General features: G+C 69.6%; 2 protein-coding genes. Both read left to right on the forward strand.

Going from position 1 to position 14,635, the window contains the following annotated elements:
- The first annotated feature begins 358 nt into the window (after positions 1–358).
- Complete coding sequence (locus KIK15_RS07235; RefSeq protein WP_214243517.1) at positions 359–14,095, forward strand: amino acid adenylation domain-containing protein; 13,737 nt, start codon at positions 359–361, stop codon at positions 14,093–14,095.
- The gene (locus KIK15_RS07240; protein ID WP_214243518.1) at positions 14,092–14,322 is read left to right on the forward strand and encodes an MbtH family protein; all 231 of its coding nucleotides are present in this window, start codon (positions 14,092–14,094) and stop codon (positions 14,320–14,322) included. Before KIK15_RS07235 ends, KIK15_RS07240 begins: the two co-directional genes overlap by 4 nt.
- The last annotated feature ends 313 nt before the right edge of the window (positions 14,323–14,635 follow it).

Raw genomic sequence — 14,635 nt, forward strand, 5'->3', positions numbered from 1 at the left:
CACGTAACGCGGCCGCGCATCTTTGCGATACCAATGTGCAGATGCGCCAACGGCGAGAACGGTCGGGATCCGGCGGTCCGGTATGTCGGATTTCGACGTTGTTCGCGCCGTCGATCGTGGATCATGAACCCACGCGTCCGGCCGCCGGTTCGACGGTTGGTTTGGGCAACGAAAGTTGTTGGGGCAGTGGGGGGAACACCGCATCCAGAGGCCGTTTCGGATCGGCGGGTCGGCCATGATCGATGTCCGAAATCCAAATGACCGAGTTTTCTTTGCTACAGCCAATCCAGAGCGGAGTCGGCGTCGAATGACGGTCGGTTGACCCAGGCGCCAGGAGACGAGAGGGGGGTGAACAAGCGTGTCGAGCGACCATTCCGGTGAGCATGGATCGAAGATCCTGATCCCGATGACTGCGGCGCAGCGTGGAGTGTGGTTTGCCCACCAGATCGCGCCGGACGCGCCCATGTCCATCTCGGCCTGCCTGGAGTTCCACGCCGACCTCGACGTCGAGGCCATGATCGCCGCCGTTCGGCAGACCGCCGCCGAGACCGAAGGCGCCCTGACCAGTGTGTTCAGTGGCGCCGACGATCTGATGATCGCCGTCGACCACAGCCACGAGGTGATCGTCACCGTCCTGGATTTCAGTGATCGTTCCCACCCTCGAGATTTCGCCGGGCAGTTCATGGATCGACACCGATCCACCCCCGTCGACCTCGACAGCGGCGAGATCCTGGTGGAGAGCTTCATCATCACCCTCGGTGACGATCACCATCTGCTGTACTTCTGCGCCAACCACCTGGTGATGGACGGCTACGCCGCGACCATGATGTTCGCCCGCGTCGGAGCCGTCTACGGTGCGCTGCGCGCGGGGGTGCAACCGCCGCCGCTGCCGATGCTGAGCACCGCCGAGATCGCCGAGTACGACCGCGCCTACCGGGCGTCGGAGGACTTCGCCGCCGATCATGCGTTCTGGGCGCAGCGCCTGGCCCGGCGTCCCGAGCTGTTCAGTCTGTCCGAGCTGGAGGGTGCGGCTTCGGCGTCGTCGATCACCGAGTCGATGACCGTCGCCACCGACGTGTCGGCCGCCGTGCGGTCGCTGGCCGACGCCGCGGGTGTGCGGTTGGCGTCGGTGGTCACCGCCGCCTTCGGCACCTACCTGGCCGCCCTCGGGGGCCGCGACGACATGGTGCTGTCGCTACCGGTGTCCGGGCGTGTCACCCCGCAACTCCGGCAGGCCGCGGGCCTGGTGTCCAACGTGGTGCCGCTGACCATGGACACCCCGTCCGACGCCACCGTCGGGCAGGTGGTCGCAGCCGTCGACGCCACCATCCGCGCATCGCTGAAACACCAGCGGTATCGCCACGAGGACATCAGCCGGGAGTTCTTCGCCGAGGGTGGCGGCCTGGCCCGTCGGGGCTTCTTCGGCCCGATGGTCAACGTGATGATGTTCTTCTCGCAGTTCCCGTTCGGCGACACCATGGCCGACATCCAGGTGCTCTCCACCGGACCGGTCGAGGACATCTCGCTCAACGTCTATCAGGGCGTCGACGACGTGCTGCGGATCGACCTCGAGGGCAACCCCACGATGTACGACCAGGCGACCCTGGCCAAGCATCTCGCGCGGTTCGTCGACTACCTCGGCCGATTCGTCAGCTGCGGGACCGACACCACGCTGGCGTCGCTGGACACCGTCACCTCCGCCGAGCTCACGCGGCTGCTCTCGGCGTGGAACCACACCGATCACCTGCTGCCCGAACGCACCCTGGTGGACCTGCTGATCGAGGGTCGCAACCTCGGCAACGGTGACACCGCGCTCGTCGCCGCGCATGACGCCGAGGCAGGCCTGCCCGGTGGTGCCGCGTCGATGACCTACGACGAACTGCATCGGGCGGCACATCGGTTGGCGCGCAGGTTGATCGCCGCCGGAGTGGAGCCCGAGGTGACTGTCGGGGTGATGATCCCACGCAGCCTCGAACAGGTGGTGGCGTTGGTGGCGGTCCTGCATTCCGGCGCCGCCTTCATGCCCATCGACCCCGCCGATCCGGCCGATCGAGTGGGGCATCTCATCGCGACCGCGCGGCCAGAGGTGGTGCTGGTCGCCGATGCGGCCGCGGCCGAGATCGTCCACGCCGGTGCGCCCGAGTTCGACGGCGAGATCATCGACGTGTTCGACACCGGTGAGGTGGCCGAGTTCTCCGACCGTCCGATCGAGGAGATCGACCGGCTGGCGCCGCTGCGGCCGTCGAACACCGCCTACGTGCTGTTCACCTCCGGTTCCACCGGAAAACCCAAGGGTGTCGCGGTTTCTCATGGCGCGGTGGTCAACCGGCTGATCTGGATGCAGAACCACTACCCGATCGACGGGCGCGACGTGGTGCTGCAGAAGACCCCCGCCACCTTCGACGTGTCGGTGTGGGAGTTCTTCTGGCCGTTGGCAACCGGTGCCACGCTGGCGGTGGCCACCCCCGACGGACACCGAGACCCCTGGTACCTGCAGCAGGTCATCGCCGAGTACGGGGTGTCGGTGCTGCACTTCGTGCCGTCGATGATGGCGGCGTTCGCAGCCACCGTCGCCGCCTCGCCCGAGGTTGCCGACGAACTCACCGGTCTGCGGATGGTGTTCACCAGCGGTGAAGCGTTGGCCCCGGGCACCGTGGCGAGGTTCACCGCGCTGACGGGGGCGCCGGTCCACAACCTCTACGGGCCCACCGAGGCCGCCATCGACGTCACCCACCACGACGACGCCGACGGCGCAGCAGCGGTGATCCCGATCGGCCGCCCGGTGTGGAACACCCGCGTTTACGTCCTGGACCGCCGGCTACGTCCGGTACCCGAGGGCACCGTGGGCGAGTTGTACCTCGCCGGTGTGCAATTGGCGCGCGGTTATCTCGCCCGCCCCGACCTGACCGCCGACCGTTTCGTGGCCAACCCCTTCGACTCTGCTGGGGCCCGGATGTACCGCACCGGTGACCTGGTGCGGTGGAATCCCGCCGGCGAGCTGATCTACATGGGGCGCAGCGACTTCCAGGTCAAGATCCGCGGTCAGCGAATCGAGCTCGGTGAGATCGAGACCGCGTTGGCTGCGGTCGAGGGTGTGCGTGAGGCCGTGGCGATGGCCCGGACCGGCACCGACGGCGAGCAGCTGCTCGCCGGTTACGTGGTCGGCGAGATCGGTGTGGAGCTGACCTCTGCGGGCGTGCGGGGGATCCTCTCGCGTTCGCTGCCGGCGTTCATGGTGCCCGCTGCGGTGGTGGTGCTCGACGCCTTCCCCACCACCAGCAACGGCAAACTCGACCGCGCAGCGCTGCCCGCCCCCGACTTCACCCCGGTCGACGACGGTGGGGTGGCCCCGGTCGGGGCGTTGGAGCAGGCCGTGGCCGCCACCTTCGCCGCCGTGCTCGGGGTGACGTCCATCCCGATGACCACCTCGTTCTTCGACGCCGGCGGCAACTCCCTCTCGGCGACCCGGATGGCGGCTCGACTCGGCGCGGTCCTCGACCACCCGATCGCGATCCGCACCGTCTTCGACCACCCCACACCCCGCCAGCTCGTGCGGCTGCTGCGCGCGCAGGGGCTCGGCGACTCCGACGTGTCGGCGACCGGCTCGGCCCTGCGCCGGGCTGATCGGCGACCCGAGCGCATCCCGCTCTCGCCGGCACAGCAGCGCGTGTGGTTCCTCAACCATGCCGACCCCACCTCCGGTGCCTACAACCTGCCGTTCCGCCTGCATCTCGAGGGCAACCTCGACCGCGCAGCCATGGTGGCTGCGTTCGCCGACCTCGTCGAGCGCCACGAATCGTTGCGCACCCTGTTCCCCAGCGACGCCGACGGACCGCGGCAGGAGATCTGCCCCGCGGCACAGTTCCCGGGTCTGGAGGTGGTTCCCGGCCCGGCCGAGACGAACGGCACCGGCGCGGCCGAGACGAACGGTCACCGCCCGGTTCCCGTCGACGATCTCGAGTTCGCCTCGCGTGGTTTCGATCTCACCCGCGAGTTCGGTGTGCGGGCCCGGCTGCGGCCGGAGGCCGACGGCAGTCACGTCCTGCTCGTCGTCCTGCATCACATCGTGGCCGACGGGTGGTCGCTGCGTCCGCTGGCCGCCGACCTCGCCGTCGCCTACGAAGCCCGCATCTCCGGCGAGGCGCCCGCGTTCGCCCCGCTGCCGGTGCAGTACGCCGACTACACCCTCTGGCAGCGCGATCGTCTGGGTGACGAGGGCGACCCCGCGTCCCCGGCCGCGCGCCAGATCGCCTGGTGGCGTGAACAACTCGACGACATCCCGGCTGAGGTCGAGCTGCCCTTCGATCGGGCCCGCCCCAGTGAGCCCACCCTGGCCGGCGCGGTCACCGAGGTCACGCTCAACGCCACCACCCACACCCGACTGCGCGACATCGCCGCCGAGGGTGATGCCGGGATGTTCATGGTCGTACATGCCCTGATCGCGATCACGTTGCGTCGACTGGCCAGCGAGGACGACATCGTGCTCGGCACCCCGGTCGCCGGTCGTGGTGATCTGGCGCTCGACCCGTTGGTCGGAATGTTCGTCAACACCGTGGTGCTGCGGGTACCGGTCAGCAAGCACGACTCGTTCCGGGCCGTCGTCGAGCGCTGCCGCGCCATCGATCTCGCTGCCCTGGACATGGCCGACGTACCGTTCGAGCGCATCGTCGACGAGATCAACCCGGCGCGCGCGGAGAACCGGCATCCGCTGTTCCAGGTGAGCGTGGCCCTCGACGCCGAGACCGGGGTGCAGCTGCAGCTGGGTGGGCTGCAGGTGACCGCGAGTGAGGTCCCCACCCACACCATCAAGTTCGACATGCAGTTCACCGCCACCGAATCGTTCACCGAGAGCGGCCAACCGGCTGGGCTGAGAATCGCGATCGGATACGCCACCGATCTGTTCGACGCGTCCACCGTGTCCGATCTCGCGGTTCGGTTGCGGCGGCTGGCGCGCGGTCTGGCCGAGCGCCCGTCGCTGGCCATCGGCGACATCCCCATGCTCCAGCGTCACGAGCGCGCCTCGATGGTGCCCGCGACCGGTCAGGCCCCGCGACGTCCGGTCACGTTGGCCGAGTTGTTCGCCGACGCCGTTGCCGTCGACCCGGCGGCGGTCGCGGTCCGTTATGACGGCGTGGACGTCTCCTACCGGGAACTCGACGAACGCTCGAACGTGTTGGCGCGCCTACTGATCGAACGTGGCATCGGGGTCGAGCAGTACGTGGCCATCGCCATGCCGCGCTCGATCGAGTGGGTGACCGCACTGTGGGCCATCACCAAGACCGGCGCAGCGTGGGTGCCGGTGGACCCCCGCTACCCGGCCGAACGCATCGAGCGGATGCTGACCGACTCCGAGGCCTGCCTGTGTCTTGTCCTGCCGTCGTCGACGGTGCCCACCGCCGGCGTCCCCACCCTGGAGGTGGGTGGCCCCGAATACGCCGAGGCGACCGCGCAGGTGTCGGCAGCTGCCATCGACGCCTCGGAGCTGGTGATCCCGGTGTCGGTGGACAATCCGGCGTACCTGATCTACACCTCGGGAACCAGCGGTGTGCCCAAGGGGGTGGTCATCAGCCACCGCGGCCTGGTCAACTTCGCCGCCGAGCAGCTGGTCCGGTTCACCGCCGGACCACGCAGTCGCACACTGCAGTTCGCCTCGCCCAGCTTCGACGCCTCGATGCTGGAGATCCTGTTGGCGGTCGGTGCATCGGCCACCATGGTCATCGCGCCGCCCGACGTGCTCGGGGGCCGCGAACTCGAGGACATCCTGCGCGCCGAGTGCATCACCCACACCTTCGTCACCCCGTCCGTGCTGGGCACCGTGGCCACCGGACTGCCCGACCTCGAGGTGGTCATCGTCGGCGGCGAGGCCCCCAACCCTGCCATCCTGGGTCCGTGGGCGCGTGATCATCGCGTGTACAACGCCTACGGCCCCACCGAGGCCACCATCGTCGCCACCATCTCCGAGCTCAAGCCCGGCGCCCCGATCAGCATCGGTGGCCCGGTGCACGGGATGGGTGTGCTGGTGCTCGACGAGCGCCTGATGCCGGTCCCGCCGGGCACCATCGGCGAGTTGTACCTGACCGGACCGCAGTTGGCGCGCGGCTACCACGGTCGCCGTCGACGCACCTCGGGTGTCTTCGTGGCCAACCCCTTCGGCGACCCCGGCGATCGGATGTATCGCACCGGCGACCTGGTGCGCTGGAACTCCGCCGGCGAGCTGGACTACGTGGGCCGCGCCGACACCCAGGTCAAGATCCGTGGTTTCCGTATCGAACTCGGCGAGATCGACGCCGCGCTGGCCGACCTGCCCACAGTCGGTGAGGCTGTCACCACCACCCGGCCCGGACCTGACGGCAACGACGTCCTGGTCTCCTATGTCACCTCTGCGCAGCGCGGCGCCGAGGTCGACCTCGAGGAGATCCGCGATCGGCTCTCCGATCGCCTTCCCTCGCACATGATCCCGCAATCACTGACCGTTCTCGACAGGATGCCGATGACCACCTCGGGCAAGCTCGACCTGCGGGCGTTGCCCGAACCGACCGTCTCCTCGGCCCCCGTGGTGCCACCGCGCGACGACGCCGAGCGCCGCGTGGCCGCCATCTTCGCCGACACCCTGCACCTGACGCCGGAATCCATCGGTCGGGCCGACAACTTCTTCGACATCGGCGGCAACTCGCTGCTCGGCACGCAACTCGTCGCGGCGTTGGAGAACATCGTCGGCGAACGCATCCCGGTCCGGGTGCTCTTCGACAGCCCGACCGTGGCCGCACTGGCCGAGCGGTTGCGCGCTCCACTCGAGTCCTCGACGCCGCTGTCGCGGGTCGAGACCGATCTACCCGTGTTGGCCCGCCGCGCCGACCGGCCCGAGGTGGGGATCGACGGTCACCCCACCCCGGCCCAACAGCGGTTGTGGTTCCTCAACCGCCTCGAACCCGAATCAGGTTCCTACACCATCGCATTCGTCGTGGAGTTGCGTGGGGCACTCGACGTCGAGGCCCTTTCGGGCGCGCTGGCCGATCTGGTGGAGCGGCACGAACCGCTGCGGACGATCTACCCCGACGTGGCCGGTCGAGCGCAGCTGGAGGTGCTGCCGACCGATGCCGTACCCACCGCGCTGACCGTCATCGATGCCGCCGACGGTGGCGGTGTGCAGGCGTTGCACGAGGAGTTGGCCCGCGGCGCCTACGACCTACGCGACACCCCGCCGATGCGGGCCCGACTGCTGCGGGTCGCCGACGACCACCACGAGTTGACCGTGGCCGTCCATCACATCGCCGCCGACGGGTGGTCGTTGGGGCCGCTGGCGCGCGACCTCGCCGCGGCCTACCTGCGCCGGATCCGTCCCGACGCGGCGGCGCCCGAGCCACTTCCGTTGCGCTACCGCGACTACGCCGACTGGCAGAGCGAGATGCTCGGTGCGGCAGACATTCCCGGCTCGCGGCTGCACGAACTGCTGGACTGGTGGTCACACACGCTGGCCGACCTGCCGCTGCGACCGGCGTTGCCGACCGACCGTCCCCGCCCGACCGAGCCGACCGGGGCCGGCGGGGTGGTCGATGTGGAGCTGACCGACGAGCAACTGCAGTCGCTGCGCGAGATCGCCCGCGAGCGCGACACCAGTTTGTTCATGGTGATGCACGCCGTGCTGGCCACCCTGCTCGCTCGCATGTCGAGCGACCCCGAGGTGCAGGTCGACGGCGGCGTCGCCGACATCGTCATCGGTACCCCGGTGGCCGGGCGCCCACACACCGAGTTGGCCGAGCTGGTGGGCATGTTCGTCAACTCGGTGGTGCTGCGCACCCCGGTGCCGCGCCACATCGGCTTCGGCGACCTGGTGACCGCGGTCCGGGAGATCGACATCGAAGCCTTGTCGCGGTCGGACGCCCCCTTCGATCAGCTCGTCGAACTGGTCAACCCCGACCGGGCCTCCGGTGCCCACCCGTTGTTCGGGGTGGCGTTGGCCTTCGCCGAGACCCCGCCGGAGCTGGTGGATCTCGGTGACGTCGCAGTGGCTGCCCGCGAGATCGAAACCGGCGCAGCACGGTTCGATCTGGAGCTGCGTGTGACCGGCTCGGCGCTGCGGTTCACCTACGCGGCCGACCTGTTCGATCACGAGACCGTGGCCGACCTCGCCCGTCGGTTCGTGGCGATCGTCGACCAGGTGGCCGAGGACCCGTCGGTCGATGTCGCCGACATCGAGCTGCTGACCGAGGCCGAGCAGTCCTCAGCGGTGCCGCTGGCCGCCGCGCAGGTGGCCGAGCCGGTTCGTACCCTGGCCGAGATCCTCAGTGCTGCAGCCGAAGTCGACCCCGATCGGACTGCGCTGGTCGATGTGGCCTCGGGCACCGAACTCACCTACCGCGACCTCGACACGCTGTCCAACCGCTGGGCGCGGCTGCTCATCGGCCGCGGCGTGGGTGGCGACGACATCGTGGCGATCGCGCTCGAGCGTTCGGTTGCGTCGATCGTGGCGTTGTGGGCCATCACCAAGAGCGGTGCGGCCTTCCTGCCGATCGACCCGGCCTACCCGGCCGAGCGCATCGCGCACATGATCGAGGACTCAAAGGCCACCGTCGGACTCACCCTCAACCGCCACCGCGAATCCCTGCCCGACTCGGTGGGCTGGGTGGACCTCGACCCCGATTCGGCCTTCGCGCAGGTGGTTTCGACGTTCGCAGGCGACCCCATCCATCGGGGCGCGGGTGCGGTCCGACCGGCCGGACTGGCGTACCTGATCTACACGTCGGGCTCGACCGGTGTCCCCAAGGGTGTGGCGGTCAGCCATCGTGGTCTCAGCTCGCTGGCTGAAGATCAGCGGCGCCGCTATCGGGTGACCCCGGATTCGCGGGTCCTGCACTTCGCCTCGCCCAGCTTCGACGCCTCGGTGTTGGAGCTGCTGCTGGCCTTCGCCGGCGGCGCCACGATGATCATCGCGCCCCCCACCGTCTACGGCGGCGAGGAACTCGGCGAGCTGTTGCGTGCCGAGCGGGTCACCCACGCCTTCGTCACCCCGGCCGCCCTGGCGACCGTCGACGCCGCCGACCTGCCCGACCTCCAGACCGTCGCCGTGGGCGGGGAGGCCCCCAGCACCGATCTGATCGCCCGCTTCGCGCCGGGTCGGTTGCTGCTCAACGCCTACGGGCCCACCGAGACCACCGTGGCGGTGACGATGGCGCCGTTGGTTCCCGACTCTGCGGTCACCATCGGGACCCCGGTTCCGGGAACCTCGCTCTACGTCCTCGACGCCGACCTGCGCCCGGTGCCCGCCAACACCCCCGGTGAGCTGTACGTGGCCGGTCCCGGCGTGGCCCGCGGATACCTCGGTCGCCCGGATCTGACGGCCACCCGGTTCGTGGCCGACCCGTTCGAGCCGGGCGGGGTGTTCTACCGGACCGGTGACATCGTCCGGTACGACCGCGCCGGTGCCCTGTACTACGTGGGACGCAGCGATGATCAGGTCAAGGTCCGTGGCTTCCGAGTGGAGCTCGGTGAGGTGGTCGCGGCGTTGGAGGCCCATCCCGGCGTCGTCACCGCCATCGTCGACGTCCACGGCACCGGTGACGCGGCCGGGTTGGCGGCCTGGATCCAGACCCCCGACGGCGTCGAGGTCGACGTCGACGACGTCCGTCGGTTCGCGGGAGCGCGGCTGCCGCGGCACATGGTGCCCGGTGCGCTGGTGCTGATCGACGAGATCCCGATGACCGCCAGCGGCAAGGTGGATCGTTCGGCTCTGCCGCAACCCGAGGTGCCCGCAGCCGGCGAACGCTTCGCCGGCACCCCCACCGAGCGCGCGATGGCCACCCTGTTCGCCCAGACCCTGGGCCGAGATGCCTCGACGCTGTCGGCAGAGCAGAGCTTCTTCGATCTCGGCGGGACGTCGCTGGTGGCCACCCAGCTCATCGCCGCGGTCAACGCTGCCTTCTGCACCTCGTTGCGGGTGCGGACCGCCTTCGACCACCCCAGCATCGCCGACCTGGCCGCGGTGGTCGACACCGCCATCGCCAACGGCGAGGTGTCCGGCGCCCCGACAGTGCTGATGCGACGCACCCGGCCCGCGCGGATCCCGCTGTCACCGGCGCAGCGTCGCCTGTGGTTCCTCAACCGGGCCGATCCCACCTCGCCCGCCTACAACCTGCCCTTCGTGCTGCGCGTGCAGGGCCCGCTGGACGTGGAGGCGCTGCGCGCGGCGCTGGTCGACGTCATCACCCGCCACGAGGTGTTGCGCACCCTCTACCCCGAGATCGACGGCGAACCGGTGCAGCAGCCGCTGCCCGACGCCCACGCCGTGGTGGACACCCAGTTCGGGGTGCTCGATCGGACCCCCGAGGACGTCCCGGCGCTGCTGACCGCGGCCGCCCGGGTGGGCACCGATCTGCGGATCGAGGCACCCATCCGGGTGTTGGTGGTGCGCTCGACCACCGGCGATGGCGGACTCGAGAACCACATTCTCATTGTCGCCCACCACATCTCAGCCGATGGCTGGTCGCTGCCGATCGTGGTCTCCGACCTGTCGGCGGCCTACGCCTCGCGCAGCCGCGGGGTGTCGCCCAACCTGGGCGAACCGTTGCTCGACTATGTCGACTTCTCGCTGTGGCAGGTCGACCGGGTGGGTGACCTCGCCGATCCCGAGAGCCTGGGGTCGGCGCAGATCGAGTACTGGCGCCGGCGTCTGGCGGGGGTGCCCGGTGAGACGATGCTGCCCACCGATCGTCCGCGTCCGCAGCAGCGCACGGGTGCCGCCGACAACGTCGAGATCGAGCTCGGCGACGACCTGCGCGCGGCCGTGGAGGCCGCGGCCACCGCCACCGGTGCCACGGCGTTCATGCTGGTGCATGCCGCGCTGGTCACGCTGCTCTACCGCATGGGGGTCGGCGACGATCTGGTGGTCGGCACCCCGGTGGCCGGGCGGTCGCACCCCGAGCTGGCCTCGATGGTGGGCATGTTCGTCAACACCGCAGCGCTGCGCACCACGGTGTCGCCGGAAATGTCGGTGCCCGATCTGATCGCGTCGGTGCGCGAGCACGATCTCGACGATCTCGACCGGGTGGATGTGCCGTTCGACGACGTGGTCGGCGCGGTGAACCCCACCCGGGTGGCCGGTCGACATCCGCTGTTCCAGATCGCGCTGTCTGTCCACGACTGGGGCGCGTCGGGTCTGGCCGAGCGCACGCCGGCCGCCGATCCGTTCACGCGGGCCATCACGCCCGATGGTGTGGTGTTGGCCCCCAGCGAGCGGGCCGCACCGCAGTTCTCGATCAGCGAGATCGATGCGCAGACCGCGAAATTCGATCTGCAGTTCACCGTCACCGGACTGGCGGCATCGGCAGCCGAGCCGGCGCGACTGGCCATCTCCTACGCGTGTGACCTCTACGACCGGGCCACCGTCGAGGCGTGTGCACGTCGGTTGCGACTGACGTTGGCGCGGATCGCGGCCGTCGCACTCGGGGTGGCGCCGGAGGGACTGTGCCTGGGCGACATCGCGATCGGTGAGCGCGAGGAGCTGGCGGCGTTGACCCCGGTCACCGGTGGGCCTGCCGCCCGGCCCCGCGCCCTGGCCGATCTGGTGGCCGAGGCGGTGGCCGCCAACCCCGACGGCGTGGCGGTGATCGACGCCTACGGGCGACACACCTACCGCGATCTCGACCAACACACCAACCGCCTGGCGCGCTACCTCATCAGCCAGGGTGCCCGCCCCGAAACCGTTGTGGCCATGGCCATCCCACGCTCGGCGTACGCCATCGCCGCGCTGTGGGCGATCGCCAAGACCGGTGCGGCCTACCTGCCGGTCGACCCCACCTACCCGCCCGAGCGCATCGCGCACATGCTCGATGACAGCGGAGTGCGGTTCGGCATCACCACCGGAGAACACCGGGCCGCGCTGGGTGACGCGGTGACCTGGGTGGTGCCTGATGATCCCGAGTTCGGTCAGGCGATCGCCGAGCATCCCACGGCCCCGCTGTCGGGGTACGAGCGGCCGCGGATGTCGTTGGAGCAGTTGGCCTACGTCATCTATACGTCGGGTTCGACCGGTCGCCCCAAGGGGGTGCTGGTCACCCACGCCGGGTTGGCCGGCGTGCACGACGAACTCGGCGAGCAGTTGGCGCCCGACGTCGACTCCCGCGTGTTGCACTTCGCCTCACCAAGTTTCGATGCGTCGGTGCTGGAGATGTTGTTCGCGCTGGCCGGTCGATCCACGCTGGTGGTGGCGCCCACCGATCTGTTCGGCGGCGAGCCGCTCGAGCAGTTCCTGTCCGACACCGGCGTCACCCACGCGTTCATCACCCCGGCCGCGTTGGCCGGGCTCGACCCCGCTGCGCTGCCTGAGCTGCGCACCCTGGCGGTGGGCGGCGAGGCCTACAGCACCGACCTGGTGCGCCGGTGGAGCGTCGATCGCCGGATGTTCAACGTCTACGGCCCCACCGAGGGCACCGTCATCGCGACGGTCAGCGCGCCGTTGTCACCGCAGGGTCGCCTGGACATGGGTGGACCCAACCGCGGGCTGCGTGCGCTGGTCCTCGACACCCGCCTCAACCCGGTCCCGGTGGGTGTGGTGGGCGAGTTGTATCTGTTGGGCGACAACCTCGCTCGCGGCTACCACGGCCGTCGCAGCCTCACCGCCGAACGCTTCGTGGCCAGCCCGCTGGGCGGCGGGGAGCGCATGTACCGCACCGGCGACCTGGTGCGGTGGACCCCTGAGCATGCGCTGGAGTACGTGGGCCGCACCGACGGGCAGGTGCAGGTGCGTGGGTTCCGGATCGAACTCGGCGAGATCGACGAGGTGCTCGCCGATCATCCGGCGGTGCGTCAGGCGGTGACCGTGGTGGTCAACCCCGGTGCCGACAACGCCGCGCTGTGCGCCTACGTGGTGCTCGCCGATCCCATCCCCGCCGACCCGACCGCTGCGGTGAGTGCGGTGCGGGACTTCGCCGCGCACCGACTGCCGCGCCACATGGTTCCGGTGGTGATCACCGTGCTCGACGAGATCCCGCTGGGTCCCACGGGCAAGGTGGACCGCGCCGCACTGCCCGCCCCGCACCTTCGGTCCCGCGGTTCGCGCAGCCCGGCGCCCGGTACCGAGACCACGGTGGCGGGAGTGTTCGCCGAGGTGCTCGGCCTCGACGACGTGGGCGCCGACGACGGCTTCTTCGAGCTCGGCGGTACGTCGTTGCAGGCGACGACGGTGGTCGCGGCCCTGCGTCGACAGACCGGTCGCGAGATCAGCGTGCAGCTGTTGTTCACCGCGTCGAGTCCCGCCGAGTTGGCCGCGGTCATCGACACCGGTTCTACCGCAGTCGATCCCGCCGACACGGTGCTGCCGGTGCTGTTGCCGCTGCGCCCGCGCAGCGAGCAGGTCGACGGGGTGCCGATGTTCGCGATCCATCCGGCCATCGGTCTGTCGTGGTCGTACACGACGTTGCTGCCCTACCTGGCCGGTGACCGTCCGCTGTACGGGCTGCAGAACCCGGTGCTCACCGGGGAGGCGCCGGCCGATTCGATCGGACAGCTCGCGGCTCGCTACGTGGCCGAGATCCGACGAGTGGCCCCGCATGGCCCGTACCACCTGATCGGGTGGTCGCTGGGTGGGCTGCTGGCCCAAGAGATCGCGGTGCAGTTGCTCGAACTCGGCGAGGAGGTCGAGCAGCTGACCATCCTCGACGCCTACGTGATCTCGGCGCGCCCGGAGCTGGACGTGGAGCCGTCGGTGGCCGACCTGGCCGTCGAGTTCGGACTCGTCGACGGTGCCACTGTGAATCCGGACATGACAGTGGCGGAGGCCACGCAATGTATTCGTAACATTCCTGGTCCCTTGTCCGATCTCACAGAAGTACATCTCAACTCGCTGTACGCCGCGTACCGGCACGCCACCGCGTTGGCCGGAACCTGGTCCCCGCGCGTGTATCTCGGGGACGCCACGTTTGTCAGCGCCGCACTCGGCCGACCCGACGGAGAACCCGCCGTGGCCGACTGGCGCGACCTGATCGCCGGGACGATCCACGAGATCGTCGTGCAATCACGTCACGCCGACATGCTCGCCGCCGAGCATGTCGGCGCCTACGCCGAACTGTTGTCCGCACGTCCGACAAGGAGCATCCGATGAAGAACCCCTTCGACGAAGAGTCTGCGCAGTTCCTGGTTCTGGTGAACCACGAAGGCCAGCACTCGTTGTGGCCCGTGTTCGCCGCGGTTCCCCCCGGCTGGGACTCGCACCACGGTCCGGCGTCCCGTGTGGAATGCTTGGACTTCGTGGAAGCCAACTGGCAGGACATGCGGCCCAAGAGCCTGATCGAATCGATGGATTCGTACAGCACCGCTGCGGCCGGATGACATCGTCCGATTCTCAGCCCGGCGGAGGCGCGCCATGGGAGACCTGGCGCGCCGCTGTGCCGACCCCGGCCGCCGGCGCTGAGATCGGAGACACCACCCCCGACCCGTCGAGTGGGCGGAAAACCCCGTCGAGTGGGCGGAAAACCCCGCCGACTGGGCCGAAAACCCCGTCGACTGGGCCGAAATCTGTACCGAACGAACCGGATTCGGCTCCGACGCCACCGCAGCCCGCGCCGAGCTCGCAGCCGTCGCCGGCGTCCGGCCCGCAGGGCACCGAGCCTGCACGCGACGTCGAGCCGCCGCACGACGTCCA

The organism is Williamsia sp. CHRR-6 (genome assembly GCF_018474015.1).
GTDB lineage: Bacteria > Actinomycetota > Actinomycetes > Mycobacteriales > Mycobacteriaceae > Williamsia_A.